Source organism: Allorhodopirellula heiligendammensis (assembly GCF_007860105.1).
Taxonomy (GTDB): Bacteria; Planctomycetota; Planctomycetia; order Pirellulales; family Pirellulaceae; genus Rhodopirellula; species Rhodopirellula heiligendammensis.
This window is the reverse complement of the sequence record NZ_SJPU01000002.1, coordinates 727,541-743,954: the sequence shown is the minus strand read 5'-3', so window position 1 is coordinate 743,954 and position 16,414 is coordinate 727,541. Positions and strand designations below refer to the sequence as shown.

Sequence of the window (16,414 nt, the reverse complement as noted above, 5' to 3'; positions counted from 1 at the left end):
ATGTTCAAGTCCATGACGCTGATGGCATTTGTGTTGCTATCCTCCTGTGCACCTCCCTCAGCTCGAAGCATCCCTGCCCTCAATAAGCTTCTGGATTCTCTGCATCAAGAGTATGTACCGGATGACCGTGTCGCGTTGTGGGACGTTCACGTTCATACCGATGAGGGGGCGATGAAAGTCCTCGGCAATCTATCCAGCAAGAGGGCTTTTCGTGCAGTCGAGAAAGCCTTAGAGCAACAGTACCCTGAGGTGGATAACCAGCTGAAACTCCTTCCAGAGAATGAGACCGGATCGCTCGTCAATGCACTGGTGAATAATTCAGTGATCCAATTGCGCCGCGAACCCGGCAGCACCAAGGAACTTGTGACCCAAGCCCTGTTGGGTGCCCCGGTTCGGATTCTGAAAACGCAGCGAGGAGTTAGTCTGATCCAGGTTCCAGACGGATACCTCGGCTGGGCGAAGAACGGCGAGGTGCACCGCATCAACCACGAGGAACTGGCGGCCTACCGGGACGCCGAAAAGGTCATCTTCACGCCGCAGTATGGATCGGCCTACATCAGCCCGGACGTCGACTCCATGCCGGTGACCGACCTGGTCATCGGGAACATTCTTTGCAAAGTTTCGGAACAGTCTGGATTCACTCAGATCCAATATCCCGATGGACGCTTAGGTTGGGTTAAGAGCAGCGAGCTCCTGCCGATGGATGAAATCTTTCACCAAACCGCCTCGCAGGGAAAGCTCGTTAAGACGGCCCTGAAGTTTCACGGAATTCCCTATCTGTGGGGTGGGACTTCGTCCAAGAACATCGATTGCAGCGGACTGATCTGCAATATCTATTTCATGAATGGGATACAGCTCCCCAGAGATGCAAGCATGCAAACCCAGATCGGCAGGGAACTGACGACCGAGTTTGTTCCAGACGGACTGGAACCGGGTGACCTCCTATTCTTCGGTAAGAAGGCATCGCGAGAAGACGCGGAGCGAGTAACCCATGTGGCCATGTATATTGGAAATGGAGAATATATCCATGCTGCGGGATACAAGGAGCGTGTCAGCATCAACAGCATGGATAGCACGCAATCAAATTTCATTGCGAGCTATCCACGCATTTTTGTGCGAGCAGTCCGGATTCTTGGCGAGGACTACGAGGGGTTCCGGCCCATCCCGGAGAATGCATTTTACAATGAAATTATCGGTAGCACAGAATGGGAAACGAAAGAAGGGATTTTTTAAAAGCCGTGGGAGCAGCTTCCCTGGGAACCGCTTTACCCTGGACCCCGTGTGGCGCAGAGGAACGCCCCGCACCGCCGCCTGTACCGGTCGCTCCGGCTCACATTGGAAGCGGGAAAATGAAGCTCAGATTCAGACCATATCAATTGCAGTTGAAACACACCTTTACCGTCGCGGGGAGCTCCCGGAACACCACCCCCGTGGTGCTTACCGAGATCGAGTACGAGGGACAGACCGGTTATGGAGAAGCATCCATGCCTCCCTATCTGGGAGAGTCACAAGACTCGGTGCTTCAATTTCTGAGCAAGGTGAATCTCGGGCAGTTTAACGATCCGTTTATGCTGGATGATATTCTCTCGTATGTGGACTCGCTCGACGAAGGCAATCGTGCAGCAAAAGCCTGTGTGGATATTGCGCTACATGATCTCATTGGCAAGTTAGTAGACATGCCGCTCTACCGACTCTGGGGGATCAACCCGAACAATACACCGATGACCTCGTTCACCATCGGAATCGACACCCCCGAGATGGTGCGGATCAAAACCAAGGAAGCAGACCGATTCAAAGTACTGAAAGTGAAGTTAGGGGGAGGCCATGACCGGGAGATGATCGAGACGGTGCGTTCGGTAACCAATGTGCCGATCTATGTCGACGTGAATCAGGGATGGAGTGATAAACGCCAAGCCTTGGACATAATCCACTGGCTCGCAGAACAGGGCGTTGAGTTCGTGGAGCAGCCGCTCCCCAAGACTGCCGTGGACGATTCAGCCTGGTTAACAGCCAACAGCCCGCTTCCCATCATTGCCGATGAGGCGTTTCAGCGACTTGGCGATGTGGCCGCCTTCAAAGGGGTGTATTCAGGAATCAATATTAAATTGATGAAGAGCACCGGGTTGCGTGAGGCCCACAAGATGATCACGGTGGCCCGAGCAATGGACATGAAGGTTATGCTAGGTTGCATGACGGAAACCTCCTGCGCGATATCGGCGGCAGCGCAGTTGTCACCGCTGGTGGATTGGGCCGATCTGGATGGCAACCTCCTGATCAGCAACGATGTCTTCGCCGGAGTACAGGTTGTCGATGGCAAGATGACCCTGAATGACTTACCGGGAATCGGCATCCGCAAACTGAAGGGTTGAGTCCGGGAGGCTCGAACCTGCAGCGACCGACCGACTCACTCAACCTGTTTTTTACGTAGGTGCTTGGGAAGATACTTGGCCGTTTCGTCCACGATCACATTGTACCCCGCTATATTGGTCCATCCGGGTTTATCGTGGGTTTCGCAGCGGTGAGCCAGGTGTGCGGGATTTTCAAGGCATGTCGGTGGCGTCCGAAATCTTTGTCAGGCTGATGCAGCTGTGGTAGGATCGTTTCGCCGGGAGAAGCGGAAGCGCGTTCTGCTGGGAAGCAACTTGCCGAGGAATATCTCGGTCGGGGTGAACCGAAAGATGCCTTCACATGGCGGCGGCTGTGTCCGCCGTCAGCGTTACTTCTGAGACGGCATCACTCATTTCGGACGCCACCGCGATGCCTCCAAAATCCAACATGCTGGATTTTTCCACGATAAACCCGGATGGACCGCTAAATTGGGGTGCCGATCTGATTCAGAGTTTTAGAATCTATCGCACTCCCCTGGGTTTCATCACAACGACTCTGTTACGTTGCAATAATCATGGTCTTCAACGCAGTTATCAGATCGGGTCGCCCAGCAACCGATGTGGGCAACGTACGATTAAGTCAATGCTTCATTTTGTTAGCATTTTTGTGCATTGCCGCCGCTCCCTTGGGAGCTCAGTCGCCCAGCGCCGAAGATCATTTGTTGAGCGCCGACGAGCTTCGTCGAACCCGGATGGTACCACGCACTTACTTTTACGGCAAAGAATTTCGTTACAAGATTGAAACCGAAAGCCGCACCGAACGCGGTGGAGCAACCTTTTTCTCGGGTCACTTAAATACGGCTGCCAATGGTGTGCGCACGCTCGCCATTGGCAAGCCGAGCCCGCATCGTTCGTACATTCCCGTTCGTCTGATGCATTACCAGGAGAACCCGGGGGAACCCCATATCGATGACGATCCTTTGCTCACCTATTTCGAGGGAACCAATGGACGCATCAGTCATAGTTTCGTCCGCAAGCTTCTGTACAACTTCGAAGGCAGAAAGAGGGTGACTTCGTTTGGCAACGAGTCGGTTGGATATGGCTTGCCTGCTTTTCAGCTAGACCCACTTGCCTGCCTACTTGTCAACGATCTCTGCGCAATCATTGGCTGCGAACCGCCTGATGACATCGAGTTTGTCGCAATGGGCGACAAGCTTCAAACCGAATGGATCGAACACAAAGCAGATCGGAAAGCGATTCGCATGTCGACAACCGACCCTGATGATCCACGTTATGCGGTCTTCACATCAGGACCTGAATACCTGCCCCTTGAGCAACCACGGCCACCCCATGGTCCATTGCAAATTGATATTTCAGAACTGATGGTCTTTGACGGTTTTCGTTACCCCAAGAAGGCAACCTATCAATCTCTCACACCGGATGGAACATTCGGATACATCTGCTCGATCGAAATGCTCGACATTCGCGAGATCGACGTCCACAATTTTGAATGGATCCCACCCTGGCCCGCTGGCACCGAGTGGATGCGTGAGAGAGACAGGAAACGAACTCATGTTCCTTACTCCGATGCGCAACTGGCATCGATTCAGCAACACGCTTTGGCCAATGCTCGTGCCAATGCACCGCAGCCGAAGTCGTCTTGGTTCTTCTATCTCAACCTTGGCTTGATCGGTCTCATTATTGCAATGGCGGTGTACCGCTTTTGGCCACGATCGGAGCCAGTCTAATGACCGTTTTCGGAAAAGCCGTCTCTACCTTTTTTATCGGTCTGTGTTTGGCTTGCTACACTACGTGGGCTTCGACCGACAACGCACAGAACGATAACCCGCAACGCGAGCGAGATCAAAACCACAACTCAAGTGTGAACGAAGAACCATCCCGCAACAACCCGTCTGAGGAGGACGGCTTCTGCGGCTTGGAAGCTGCCCAGCGATGTGCGGAGAACTTGCAGGCAGCGTGGCGTATCGCGTTGGGAGCAGAAACGGTTACCGCATCCTTGAAGGTAGGGGCGGATTTTGTGGAATAGGGCTCTGCTCTGGAGGACGTCTTGGTTCACTACGATCCAGTTCGCCAACCGCAACCACTTGGTCATCTTGATGGTTATGATAGCGATGCAGTCCGCCTTGCTGGGATGGCATGCCTATCGTTCATCGCCCGTCAGTGATGAATACGGCCATTTTTATGCTGGAATCCGATACTGGCATCACGGAGACTTGCACTCGTTCAACGTCAACCCTCCCCTGGTTCGTGCTCTTGGAACTCTCCCTGCCTATTTGAATTGGGACGAACTGGCAGATTTCACGCCCTCCTTTGACATGATTGATACCCTGAGGTCGGGCGCCCTGAGCCGGGTTTCAGTGCGGAGCGAGTTCCCGTTCGGACGTGAGCTCTATGCCACTGCTCCCAAGCGGTTTCAACAGCAGCTATTTTGGGGACGACTTCTTGTCAGCCTGTTCGCGGTCGCGGCAACGGTGGCGGTTTTTCGATGGGGCCAAACGTTGTACGGGGTAACACAGCACAATCCGAGTGCGCGCAAGCTGAGCCCGTACGGGTCGGCGATCGGATTGGTTGCGGCCGGCTTTTGGGCATTCCAGCCACAAGTCTTGGCGCATGGATCACTGATCACCAATGACATTGCGGTGACGGCAGCGATGCTGGTTAGCAGCCTATGCTTTGGCCGTTGGGTCAGGTCGCTTCATTGGCAAGATGCAGCTTTGGGCGGTGCAACACTCGGGCTGGCACTGTCTTGTAAATTCACAGCACTGTTACTTTGCCCGATCTATCTCGCCTTCGTGATTTGGAGATATTGCAGCACCAGGCAGCCGCGCATCATCGGCCAAGCGACACTGGCGCTGGCAATCACCTTGCTGGTGATCGCATTGCCCTATGGCTTCGATGGTGTGGGAAAGCCGCTTGGAGAATTGAAATTCTCCGAAGATGCCCTGTATGGCCAAACGAATGATGAAATCGCGTCCCGATTCGAGAACGCTTGGTTCGGTGGAATTCCCTGTCCAGTTCCCGAACAGTATCTCAACGGCATGGACCGTCAACAGAGTGACTTTCGTGAAGGGATCATCAGCTACGCCGCAGGGATGAACACGACACACGGATGGTGGTGGTTCTATCTGTATTCCATGTTAGTAAAACTGCCAACGGGAACGCTCTTTGCGATAGCCGCCAGCCTGCTCTACCTGATCGGTCGCATCTTCGATCGTGACCATCGTTGGTCCATTTCCTTGGATCAAGTTCTTATCGGCTGTGTCGCCGCCGCAATGATTGAGATCACCGCCTACAAGAGTGGTTTTGCACAGCAACACCGATACATTCTTCCATTGTATCCCTTCCTGTTCCTGTTGATCGTCGCGCCGCTGGCACGTCATTACGAGTCAAAGCCAGGCCGGATCGTCAATGCTGGCATCCTCGTGGGACTTCTGGCCACGTTGATTGCATCCATTGGCATCGCACCCCATTGGCTAGGCGCCTTCAATACCGTTTCGGGTGGTACTGAAAATGGCCATTTTCATCTTTTCAACGACGCCACCGACTGGGGCCAAGACAATGATTTGGTCGCGCATTGGATCGCGACCCATCCGCAACATCGTCCACTCAAATTGATCTCCAGTACCGGGCTCGGAATGGGGATCCGAGAGGCCTATCCAGAATTTGCAATGCTGGGCCGGTACAATGATCCCAACCAAAAGTGGTTGATCGTCAGCAAGTCAGACCTCTCTCGCAATCCCAGCCTTCTGCACTCACTTCCAACCGAGCCCATCGAACCGATCGGCGCAAGCCACCTTCTTTTCCGAGTCGACAACGCAGCAGTGCCACCCATCCGATAGGACTCCCATGAACCAATCTCATTCGAAATCGGGTAGTATCAGGCCGCTTCGCTACGGCATGACCTTGATTGAACTGCTGATCGTATTTGCCATCATGGCGCTGCTGGCGTCGTTGCTCACCGGTGCCGTCCAGAATGCACGTGAGTCAGCTCGAGGCACCCAATGCATGAACCAACAACGACAATTGGCGTTGGGCATTCAAATGCACGCCTCCAAGCACGGGTATTTACCCAGCAATGGCGGCAACGATGGCACGTCCACGGTGAGGTCGGCCTCTGGCGATCAAGTCCGAATTGGCACTTATACGTTGGCCGCTGATCGACAATTTTGGTGGGGAGTCGGCCTACCCGGAGCCGCGCCGCCGCAACAAACGGGCAGTTGGGCCTACGCAATTTTGCCATCGTTGGAACAAACCGAAGCGTATCAGTCCGTCCGGGTCGAATCCGCCGGGCCGCTCTTTCGTTGCCCCAGCCGTACCCGAGCAAATCCATTGGTTCCACGGGATGATTCGTACGGCCGGTACTCTGCGGGCGATCGAGCATGGGCCAAAACGGACTACGCCGGCAACCGCCGGGTCATGCTGAACTTCCCTGACGCGCAGCCGCTCAGTGCGATCGTGGACGGACTCAGCAATACCTTAGGGACGGGGGAGAAGGCGTTTGACCCAATCATTCAAACAGAAACAAGTTGGTACTACGACGAACCGATCTTCAGTGGCGGCAGCAACGGGACCGTTCGCAGCGGTTTGTTGATCGAGCGAGATGGCCCCGGCGCACGTTATCAAGACAACTGGGGATCCGCCCATCCGGGTGGCGCCCTGTTTTCTAGACTAGATGGATCGACGGTATTCCTCACATCCAGCGTGGATGGCGAGCTATTTCGTAGCCTGATCGCCCCCAAAGACGGTGCGCGCTGAATTACGACAGGACGACGGACTAGGAGAAACCTTGATAGATAGGGACAGAGCCAATACTGTTCGGCACGGCGTTTAGGTACTTAGCAGAAGTGGTGGGCAGCGGCGATTGGCACGAAATTTGCGCCGTGCAATAGACTTCCATCCCACTGCCAATTTGACTTGTGTCGCTGTACCTGCACACGTAATGGCCCGAAGATCCAAGCCGAAGCCCGCTGCCAAAGATGTCCAAGGACTGAAGTACCTCAAAGTGCTGCAGTTGTTGCATGAGGTCGGCACACAGCGGGATCCCGATCGACAACAATGACTGCGAACAGTTGATGAAGCGCGTAGCGACAGGTCGCAAGAACTGGCTATTCAAAGGATCGCTGTCAGCGGGCGAACGAGCGGCGAACTTGCTTACGATTATCGGATCTGCCATCCGCAACGACTTGGACGTACGTGCGTACTTGGATGACGTGTTGCGTCGAGCGCTTGCCGGGGAGACGGACTGGTCATCGATGGCACCGCACGCCTGGAAAGCGGATCACCCCGAAGCGATTCGCGAGTACCGCGCGGAGGAGCGTCGCCACGCCGCCGACCGCAAACGAACCCGCCGTGCCCGCCGCCGACTCCCTAAGAAGTCAACCCCACCCCACTGACTGGCTCCGGTGTACGGTTACGCCGTCGCAGTCTGGGCAGCGGTCGTGCTGGTGCTCGCGAGTGCGATCGGGATCGGGCAACGGCGGGCGTGTTCGTCCCGTGTGGCCAGCTTGCCCGCCACGTTTTTCCTTGCCCTTGGACGGCTTCGCTGCCGGCTTCGAAAAGGGTGGGATCGTCGATGGAGGCGTGTTGGGTCCGGTGGACTGGGTTGTCCCGGCGATTCGCTGCTGGAGCGCCAGCATCGTGAACGCGATGATCTCTGGTTCTAAACGTTCCAGCGCGAGCGCATCGCATTCGCTAAGCTGGTTGTTCATCACCTTGTCGAGCAAGGTGACGTCGATCGGACGATCGAGAACGATAGTGACTCCGGTTCCGTCCATGATCTGCAAAACAGAACGAAAATCCCAGATTTAGCCAATCCCAATTTCAGGCGGCTGAATAGGTACGATCGGAGATGGTGGCTGCTCGCTGCCAACGTTTGGACTGGTTTTTGGGTGACTCCCACGTCGCTCAGTTTCACACGGTCATCGTAACTATTTGATTTTCGGTCACCGCCCTGCAAGCCCATTTGGGAGAGCATCGTGCCGGCTTTGCGTTCTGCTAGCGGCCTGAGTTCGGCGGTCGGGTTCTGGATCTCAAGACTATCGTTGACGCTTCTGACCGAGAACACGAATCGGCTCCGCTCGACTACACGGGTTGGAGAGTTGATCGAGATCGTCGGCCTCGGCGATCCAGCCGTACCGGCTCGAACGGCAAGTTCCTTCGGCGAAGGACTTTGTCCCCAGTCAAATACAAAGTGTTCAAACCAATTGACATATCTCCTGTAACCAAACCAAACGTACCGGCTCACACCAGCACCGCCGAGGGGATACAACTACCTCGCAAGTATTGCCTCACTCCTTCTCGATATTGCTAGTGAATCTAAATGCCAGTTTGGAACCCCAGACAACAATGAATGAGCAAAGATGCACATTCCGTGACTCCAAGAGATGGAACTCGAAAATGCAAATTGCATATTATTTTGCTGCTGCGTGTATTTGCGTCGCGTCAAGCAGCGGATGTACTCACATGCAACTGCAGCGAAATTCGATTCGCCAAGTGAATACGGTATCCGAAATCTACGAGCAACAGGTGCTGGATAATCTGGCGAAGTTTGTGAACAATCCTTACGTGACTCCGTCATTTGCGGTGGCCTCGCAGGCAACGAACGGGGTAAAGGACGAGGGGCGGATCGCAGTTTCTGATGGTGGTTTCGTTGGACGATTCTGGGCTAACGTTTCTGCTGGCGGCTCTCGTGCCGTCGATCAAAACTTCACACTCGTTCCGGTAACGAGCCCAGCCCGATTGAAGCTGATGCAATGTGCGTATCAGCGGGCCGTGGGTCATCCTCCCGACGAGTGTAGCAAGTGCTGTAACTACCTCGCCGCTTGGACCGGCGATCCGGCGTCGTGCTACGATCCCTGCGGTGTCACGTGCGGTTGGGTATGCAAATCGGACTGCTGGCGAGATGTTCCAAAGACGTGCTGTGATAGTTACGCCAAAAACTGTGGGACATATATATGGGTTGATCCCTGCCAGCGGCAAGAATTCTCGAAGTTGGTGATGACAATCATCGATTATGCCGCTGGTCAGCCTGCATCCGGTCCTGGTTTTAAAGACGTCACATACTATCTAAACGAAGCGGGTGAATTCGCAACGAAAGGAACTCACGTGCAAGAAGTACACGCCGTCGTTTCCGCAGACGATAGTTCGCAGACAATTGAGAATGACCTGCGTCTGTCAGCCTCGGCCAAGTTTCACGCATCCCAGGATCTAGTCAAAAGCGCTGTAGAAAACGCGCCGGATTTCAAAACTATCGAGTCACTATTGCCAAGCCTGCACGCGGTTTTCCCAGACCTTCAGATCGAACCGATCCCAGAATCTTCACTGAGAAGCGGAGCAATGCTTAATGAGTACAAAATGCATTTGAGAGATGGTATTAACGAACACACTCCACCATCGATTGCGCCAAGTGCGAGCGACCAAATGTTTCGGCAAGCAACACCAAGAATCAATTTTGGCCCGCCGACACAATTTAATGGAATCTTTGGCGGCGGTATTCTTCAGCAACAACAAATGTTAAACACCGTACCGTTTTCGAATCGGAACTAGGCACCGAATTGCGCTATCAGCCGACGAGTGTTCTAGCCTGAATTGTGCGTTGCGAAGCTTTGTGCGGGCAACTGTATGTGTCGTGCCGAAACGAATGCCTGCGTTTCGGCAAACAAGAAAAGGCAGGCTCATCCGACTAAAGCGTGCGCCGGGTTTGAAGTCGCGGAAGTTACGACGGATGGATAAAAAAGTGTGGACATGCCATCCTTCAAAGAGAATTCTCACATCTTCTTTGCAGGAACGTACATGTCCACCTCCTTGTTGTATCACTCTTTCGGCATTCGTGGCTACCGGCAGACTCGAATCGAGCCCACCGGAGGCGTNANACGGTTCCATGTNCATCCAAATGAGAAGTCGATCTGNTGTTCCTCGTGCCANAGCAGCAACGTGATCAAACGAGGCGTCACGCAACGNGAATTCAGGTGNTCNCCGATCGGATTGAAGCAGACCGTCATTGTCGNCACTTTGCCACGTCTGCAGTGCCGCGATTGCGGGGTCGTTCGTCAGATCAAGGTCGGCTTTGCCGATGCTCGTCGNAGCTACACCAAGAACTGGGCCAACTACGCATTGCAGCTCACTCGCAGCATGACAATCAAAGACGTTGCCGATCTTCTCGGTGTCACATGGGACGTGATCAAGGAAATCAAAAAAGACGATCTCAGGCGACGATTCGCCAATCCTTCCCTGAAAGACGTTCGGCGGATTGCGATCGACGAGATCTGCATCGGCAAAGGGCATCGCTACGTGACACTGGTAATGAACTTGGATAGTGGAGCGATTATCTTCGTTGGAGACGGGAAATCGGCTGAATCGCTGGTTCCCTTTTGGAAACGCTTGGGGCGTCGGCGGCATCGAATCGAAGCGGTGGCAATGGACATGTCCTCGGCCTACATCTCGGCGGTGCGCGGGAACCTCCCCAAGGCCGACATCGTCTTTGACCGCTTTCATGTGGTGAAGTTGATGAACGAGAAGCTGACCACGCTGCGTCGACAACTGTACCAAGAGGCGACGGCCGACGAGAAATTGGTGCTCAAGGGGAGCGGCTGGTTGCTGCTGAAGAACCCCGAGAATCTGAGCGAGGATCGGGACGAAGTGGCTCACTTGGCAGCGGCGCTGAAGCTCAATGAACCGCTGGCCACGGGATACTATCTCAAAGAGGAGTTGCGATTGTTTTGGGGGCACACCTTTCGATGGCCTGCGCAGTTGTTCTTGCGGTCATGGTGCAGGCGAGCCACCGCGACGGGACTTTCACCATTGAAGACGATGGCCAAAACCCTGACGCGGCTTGAGGAAGGGCTGTTGAGTTATTTCAAACACCGGATTTCTTCTGGACCGATGGAGGGCACCAATAACAAAATCAAGACGCTCCAACGACAATCCTACGGCATTCGTGATCGCGAATACTTCGAACTACTGCCTTATTCGCTCCATCTGAAAAAGTACGCTTTAGTCGGATGAGCCGTTTTTCTTGCTGGTTCCTCAGTGTCGACGAACTCCATGACTCATCGTAATACGTACGAACTTCGAGTTCGGTGTATCGCATGATCGTACTCGCAGCGAAGATGGGAATCGTGAATTCAAGATGATTCACGTACAAGTAGTTCTGCTCATGTCCCCTCAGCATGGAATACATTTCGTAAACATACCTGTCCTGACAGGGCTTCCGGGCGGCATGAGAAGCATCCTGTCGCCGAACGCTATTTTTAGCGTAAAGCGGAACGGGGAGACCAAACGTACGGATGAGACTCACGTCTGTAGAACAGCACGATGAGTCTTCGCCAACAACTGGACTCGCGCAATACCCACTGGCCAAAGCTCCGCCAACAATCGTCTTCAGGAAATCGCTTCGATTCATTTCAGTCGCCATAAGGAAGGTCAGGTTGCTCGTGGTTCTTGGATTTCAAGCAGACGCTTGGTTCAGTCTCGCAATGCGTCGATTTCATGAAGAAGTAGTTCAACATCGAACATTGGTTTGTCACTGATTTCACGCCAACGAACTCGGTGCTCTGCGTCCAGGATGAACGCACCGTGCAGCACCGATTGGTGCACGGGCACGTAGGCCTTATACTGCTCGAAAACACTTAACTCGTGATCAAAGACCACGGGCAAAGGAAATCCGGTCTCTGGGAATGACGCTTCCTTCATCTGGGGAGCGACGAACACAATGTTCGCTTTCTTACCGGCAAAGTCAGCTGCACGGTTCTTGAACATTTGCATCTGCTCGTTGCAAGCGGAACACGACTGTGCTTGCAAGAAAACAATCACAGTAGCCTGTTCACCCGCCAAATCTTCAATGGACGTTTGATCACCCGCCACATTGGGTAGCGACCAGTCGGGAGCAACATACGGCTCTGCTAGCCTTGTTCCCAGTGCGTAAGCCGAGTTTTCTACGGCAACTTTCATCATCATTCCCTGGTCTTCGTGATCCAGGATATGGCAATGTAGCACGAATTCTCCAATATACCGTTTGTAGTTCGTCAGCGTATTATACGTCACCAACTTTTCCCCAACCCGTCCATCGGCTGCGAGTACAAAGAGCGTGTCTTTCCATTCGCCGACGGGCGTGACGATTTCCTCATCGTTTGTCATTCGAGTTGTTTTGGATACGACATAAAATGGGTTCACGTGAATATGAAACGGATGGCTGCCAAAGCCGCGTGACGACAATTCCCATTGATCAGTACGGCCCAGTTGCAACTTTTTCGGCTCGGCCGTCGGATCATATCGCATGTTGTTGATTGCAAACCCTCCCGCACCGACGTGAATGGTTTGCAGACCAACGACATCTCTCGGGTCGATTGGAGTTGGCTTGCGGACCCTGGCGAAATCGTGCATGCTCGGCCATGGCTCAATCTCCAACGGCGAGCCGGGCATGACTTTTACGATCCCCAGAACTTCGGGGCCTTTCACGGCAAACGGATTTTGTGGGTCAAGGCTGGTATCGGTGGGCCCGTTCCACATGATGTGATACTGGGGCTTGTTGGATGTGTTGGAGAATCGCACTAGTGCATCGCTGCGATATCCTGGGAAGAGGCTGATGGAATCTGTTTGACGCATTGAGTCCAATGGGATTCCGTCGCGGGCAAACTCTCGCATTCCTTCGTCGTTGACCGCCTCGACATCGTACTTTGCATCTGTCGGGTCACTTGAATCAATCGCATTATCTGGAATCATTGTAAATTGCACATTGATCGGATCGCGTACGCCAGCGTGTATGAACCGAAACCGCTGGAGCTTGCCCGAGTTGACCTGAATAATTGGTTCAAATTGGCCGTTGATGGTTGTCCGCCACCCAGAAAGGCTCTTCCCGATCCTCCAAGCGTTCGGACCGAAGGCGGTGTCATACTCCTCCAGTTCGTAGTTCTTGAACTCAAGAAGCGACCAAACGCGAGGAAGCAGTTCATTACGACGTCGATCAGGCGAATCAGCCGGCGCTCCTGGATTTGGATTTAAGATTCGGTAACTGTTCACGGTTTAGCGCGTACGTCGAGCCAAACTGCTTGAGTTAGGTTCGATTCTAGCCGATTGGTAGCAGCGGCGGCGGTCGCTGGCCGCGAAAGAAATGCTCAAGCGATGTCCGCAGAACCCATGCTCTGGCGAGCGACCGAAAAAAGCCTCCGGCGAACGGCACCTCACCTCCACCAGCGGAAAAAAAAAGAAGTAAGACAAAAAACAACCCAACACCACTTGTCAAACCTTGGACTTCATAGTCGTTTGCCGTCACCGGGCACGGAGAGACGACCTTCCATTTGTGAAAACTTGCAAGCTGTGCTCCGTGTGCACGGCATGATTCTGTCTTGTTTGTGTTAGCGATGGATTTCCGCACCCGGCAAAGCGTCCTGAAGCTTCTGCACGCCCGCGTCAGAGATCATTGTCTCCGAAAGACTGGCGTGTCGAAGCGATTTCAATCGTGACAAAGCCGGAACGGATGCGTCCGAAATCGCGGTATCATGTATTCGCAGCAGCCAAAGCTTTGACCAATGGCACGTGTCGAGAATCAGTCTATCGGTTACCTGTGTCGAGAACAAATCGAGATGTTCGAGGTTGCGAAACTGGTCGAGCGTTTCGGCGCATTCGTCAGTAACATTCGTTCCGTCGAGTTTCAAGGCAGTTAGGTCCATGCGTCGCAGTTTCGCGATCCCATCGTCGGTAATCACAGTTTCACCCAGGGAAAGATGCTGAAGGTTTTGTAGTCGCGAAATGTGGGCCATCGCGCCATCGGTGATCGCTGTGTATTGCACTAGCAATTCCGTCAGATTTTGCAGTTCAACGAGATGCTCGATCCCGTCGTCGGTGACCGGCGTGCCGTCGAGCCACAAGAATTCGAGCTGGTGAAACGTCCCGACCGTCTTAAGTCCGTCATCAGAAATGTCGGTGTCGTAAAGCCCAAGACGAGTCATCGTCGGGAGATCGTTGAGGATGACAAGATCAGCATCGCCGATAGGTTGATTGCTGAAGTCAACCTCAATGACGTGACCCACAAAGTCGTCACCAAAAACCGAGTGGAGTATGCTCTTGGGAGGTGGCGGTTGAACGAAATCGAAGTCGTATCGAACTTTGCCGCCGAGTGCATGTACCTGTGAAACGATTGTCCCTTGTTGTTGTGCGGCACGGACTCGAATTGCGATGTTAGCGACAACAACGACTGTCAATGCAGCGGTAATCAGAAGAACGCCCCAGAGAATCTTCCGCATGCGTTAACGGTCTCCTGTTGTATTTCTCGGAACGTCTGCCATCAGCGGGCCGCGACGAGCGACTCAACCACTGCCAAAACGCGTGAGACGCGGCTCCGTTGAATGGCATTGTTATTTGCCGCCCATAGGTTCCCGTCACGCGAGAAAACGCCTATCTTACCAGCAGGAGAAAACCGTGGCAAACCATCCAAATAAAGAGATTCACGCGGCATTGGCGGTTGCTGCCGCAGCTGGCTGGACCGTAAAGAAAAGTGGCCCCCGCGCCCATGCGTGGGGTACAATACGCTGCGGGTTCGGTCACAAGAAGTGCTGGATGGCGATTTATTCAACACCACGGAATCCGCAAAATCATGCAAAACAGATACAGCGAAAGGTTTTCGCATGCCCCGGTCCTGATGGAGACAGCGAGGAATCAGATGACAGAATACAGGTTTCGGGTGGTAGTAAGCCACCAGGTAAATAGCGAGAAAGAAATCCTTGACCTGGCGGACAGGCTGGCGGCGGCTGGATGTGACGATGGTAATCTGGGCGGCCACGATGAAGGTGTTGAAGTCGTATTCGATCGTGAAGCCGCATCACGCGACGAGGCAATGCGATCAGCAGTCGAGCAGATCGAGCAGTGTGGCTTGGTCGTAAAACGCATCGAGTTGGACCGAGAGGCGATTGCCGCGTAGCACCTCAATCAAATAACGGCGGCGACGAGAGTTAAATCACTTCCTAAAAACGTGACTTCGCCGCTCGCGTGCATCGGATTGTTCTGCAAGCATTTTTTCAACGCGCTGTCGATTCCGTTTTCAACGCCGCGTCGATATCGTTGGTTGAATTAGAAAAGATTATGCCATCTCGGTCGATCACAATATCAAAAGGCATTAAATTGACGCCGAACGCACGAGCCAAGTCACCGCCCCAGCCGCGTGCGTCGCGAACACTTTTAAATGGTATTTCATTCTTTTCGACGGCCGCATTGTAGGCATCTTTGTCTTCATCAAGACTAACGAACACTACCTCAACGTTTTCGGAGTCGTATTTTGACAGTGCGGATATATGTGATGGCATATTTGCCATGCATGGCCCACACGAAGTTGCCCAAAAATGAAGAACAACGACCCGCCCTTTGAGTTGCCCCAAGGATAGTTTTTGCCCAGTCGAAGTTTCTGCTTCGAAAGCCGGCGCTTCGTCGCCCTTCTTTAACTTAGGCTCGCCGCCCATGGCAGTTGAAAGATGACTGAAAATGGTGTCGGCATCATCGGTCTCGACGCGAATACCAACGCCATCGCACCATGTGCGAATCAAGCGTTTGTCCATTGGTTCCAGGGATTCATCATGAATCAAAGTGTGAACGCTATTTGCCGCATCGGAGTCCCCACTACCAGACAACACTATTCCCGCGACAAACCGAACGACAGGATCGCTGTGTTTCGTCAATTGTTTGCTTACACCCTGTCCTTGCCGAGGGTCCAGTAGTGCCATAAGAGTTACTAGCGAAATCGATTCAACATTGTCGTTAAGTGCATTTACTAACGAAACGATTTGCGGATTAGGTGTTTCGATAATTTTCGCAAATTCAAGAATGACGGTTCTAGTGGTTGCGTCGATCGAGACGGAACGTTCTCCAGCGATCTTCTTAAAATCTGCTATCGGCAGTGGATCAACATTTGCCGCACTGTCTGCGAATGCCAAAGATGACGAGAATATGGCAGCAATGAGTAAGCAGATGTAAATTCTCATCATTGGTCCTTTTTGATGGCAGAACGTTTGCGATATGCGGGCGGCGGGAGTTGAGATTCCATTTGTGAGCAGCGACCACCGCCGCTCCGTCATCATCGC

The 16,414-nt window shown here is 53.4% G+C and carries 14 protein-coding genes; 10 read left to right on the top strand and 4 right to left on the bottom strand.

Going from position 1 to position 16,414, the window contains the following annotated elements; genetic code table 11:
* The 7 genes from Poly21_RS13170 (at position 1) to Poly21_RS28490 (ending at position 7,741) form a co-directional block, all read left to right on the top strand.
* On the top strand, positions 1–1,233 hold the full coding sequence (locus Poly21_RS13170) for a C40 family peptidase (RefSeq protein WP_146408663.1): 1,233 nt from the start codon (positions 1–3) through the stop codon (positions 1,231–1,233).
* Positions 1,206–2,369: a dipeptide epimerase gene (locus Poly21_RS13165; RefSeq protein WP_146407467.1), complete on the top strand. Its 1,164-nt coding sequence runs from the start codon at positions 1,206–1,208 to the stop codon at positions 2,367–2,369. The genes Poly21_RS13170 and Poly21_RS13165 overlap by 28 nt, the downstream gene beginning before the upstream one ends.
* A gap of 710 nt (positions 2,370–3,079) precedes the next feature.
* Positions 3,080–4,075: a hypothetical protein gene (locus Poly21_RS13160; RefSeq protein WP_302118830.1), complete on the top strand. Its 996-nt coding sequence runs from the start codon at positions 3,080–3,082 to the stop codon at positions 4,073–4,075.
* Complete coding sequence (locus Poly21_RS13155; RefSeq protein ID WP_146407466.1) at positions 4,075–4,374, top strand: hypothetical protein; 300 nt, start codon at positions 4,075–4,077, stop codon at positions 4,372–4,374. Before Poly21_RS13160 ends, Poly21_RS13155 begins: the two co-directional genes overlap by 1 nt.
* A 70-nt stretch (positions 4,375–4,444) precedes the next feature.
* Positions 4,445–6,187: a glycosyltransferase family 39 protein gene (locus Poly21_RS13150; RefSeq protein WP_302119766.1), complete on the top strand. Its 1,743-nt coding sequence runs from the start codon at positions 4,445–4,447 to the stop codon at positions 6,185–6,187.
* Positions 6,188–6,194: 7 nt separating this feature from the next.
* Positions 6,195–7,103, top strand: a complete 909-nt coding sequence (locus tag Poly21_RS13145) for a DUF1559 domain-containing protein (RefSeq protein ID WP_146407464.1) — start codon at positions 6,195–6,197, stop codon at positions 7,101–7,103.
* Between the two features lie 317 nt (positions 7,104–7,420).
* Entirely contained in the window at positions 7,421–7,741 is a 321-nt protein-coding gene (locus Poly21_RS28490) for a hypothetical protein (protein ID WP_436967497.1), read from the top strand.
* Here the strand turns inward: Poly21_RS28490 and Poly21_RS13135 are convergent.
* Entirely contained in the window at positions 7,724–8,122 is a 399-nt protein-coding gene (locus Poly21_RS13135) for a hypothetical protein (protein ID WP_146407462.1), read from the bottom strand. The genes Poly21_RS28490 and Poly21_RS13135 overlap by 18 nt on opposite strands.
* Positions 8,123–9,344: 1,222 nt before the next feature.
* Here Poly21_RS13135 and Poly21_RS13130 point away from each other — a divergent pair.
* On the top strand, positions 9,345–9,893 hold the full coding sequence (locus Poly21_RS13130) for a hypothetical protein (protein ID WP_146407461.1): 549 nt from the start codon (positions 9,345–9,347) through the stop codon (positions 9,891–9,893).
* 198 nt (positions 9,894–10,091) lie between these two features.
* On the top strand, positions 10,092–11,351 hold the full coding sequence (locus tag Poly21_RS13125; RefSeq protein ID WP_367302551.1) for an ISL3 family transposase: 1,260 nt from the start codon (positions 10,092–10,094) through the stop codon (positions 11,349–11,351).
* A gap of 459 nt (positions 11,352–11,810) precedes the next feature.
* Here the strand turns inward: Poly21_RS13125 and Poly21_RS13120 are convergent, their stop codons facing one another.
* Together Poly21_RS13120 and Poly21_RS13115 are read right to left on the bottom strand one after the other, a co-directional pair.
* Positions 11,811–13,364, bottom strand: a complete 1,554-nt coding sequence (locus Poly21_RS13120) for a multicopper oxidase domain-containing protein (RefSeq protein ID WP_146407460.1) — start codon at positions 13,362–13,364, stop codon at positions 11,811–11,813.
* A 335-nt stretch (positions 13,365–13,699) separates the two neighbouring features.
* The gene (locus Poly21_RS13115; protein WP_146407459.1) at positions 13,700–14,587 is read right to left on the bottom strand and encodes a leucine-rich repeat domain-containing protein; all 888 of its coding nucleotides are present in this window, start codon (positions 14,585–14,587) and stop codon (positions 13,700–13,702) included.
* A gap of 416 nt (positions 14,588–15,003) precedes the next feature.
* Here Poly21_RS13115 and Poly21_RS13105 point away from each other — a divergent pair, with 416 nt between their 5' ends.
* Positions 15,004–15,261, top strand: coding sequence for a hypothetical protein (locus tag Poly21_RS13105; protein WP_302118828.1), 258 nt, complete (start codon positions 15,004–15,006; stop codon positions 15,259–15,261).
* Between the two features lie 97 nt (positions 15,262–15,358).
* On the opposite strand, the gene Poly21_RS13100 is transcribed toward Poly21_RS13105, so the two are convergent.
* The gene (locus Poly21_RS13100; protein WP_146407457.1) at positions 15,359–16,411 is read right to left on the bottom strand and encodes a TlpA family protein disulfide reductase; all 1,053 of its coding nucleotides are present in this window, start codon (positions 16,409–16,411) and stop codon (positions 15,359–15,361) included.
* Positions 16,412–16,414 lie beyond the last annotated feature (3 nt).

Bases quoted from the DNA above. Each gene is read 5' to 3' on its own strand.
- Poly21_RS13170 (WP_146408663.1), top strand. From the start codon at position 1: ATGTTCAAGTCCATGACGCTGATGGCATTTGTGTTGCTATCCTCCTGT.
- Poly21_RS13165 (WP_146407467.1), top strand. From the start codon at position 1,206: ATGGGAAACGAAAGAAGGGATTTTTTAAAAGCCGTGGGAGCAGCTTCC.
- Poly21_RS13160 (WP_302118830.1), top strand. From the start codon at position 3,080: ATGGTACCACGCACTTACTTTTACGGCAAAGAATTTCGTTACAAGATT.
- Poly21_RS13155 (WP_146407466.1), top strand. From the start codon at position 4,075: ATGACCGTTTTCGGAAAAGCCGTCTCTACCTTTTTTATCGGTCTGTGT.
- Poly21_RS13150 (WP_302119766.1), top strand. From the start codon at position 4,445: ATGGTTATGATAGCGATGCAGTCCGCCTTGCTGGGATGGCATGCCTAT.
- Poly21_RS13145 (WP_146407464.1), top strand. From the start codon at position 6,195: ATGAACCAATCTCATTCGAAATCGGGTAGTATCAGGCCGCTTCGCTAC.
- Poly21_RS28490 (WP_436967497.1), top strand. From the start codon at position 7,421: ATGAAGCGCGTAGCGACAGGTCGCAAGAACTGGCTATTCAAAGGATCG.
- Poly21_RS13135 (WP_146407462.1), bottom strand. From the start codon at position 8,122: ATGGACGGAACCGGAGTCACTATCGTTCTCGATCGTCCGATCGACGTC.
- Poly21_RS13130 (WP_146407461.1), top strand. From the start codon at position 9,345: ATGACAATCATCGATTATGCCGCTGGTCAGCCTGCATCCGGTCCTGGT.
- Poly21_RS13115 (WP_146407459.1), bottom strand. From the start codon at position 14,587: ATGCGGAAGATTCTCTGGGGCGTTCTTCTGATTACCGCTGCATTGACA.
- Poly21_RS13105 (WP_302118828.1), top strand. From the start codon at position 15,004: ATGACAGAATACAGGTTTCGGGTGGTAGTAAGCCACCAGGTAAATAGC.
- Poly21_RS13100 (WP_146407457.1), bottom strand. From the start codon at position 16,411: ATGATGACGGAGCGGCGGTGGTCGCTGCTCACAAATGGAATCTCAACT.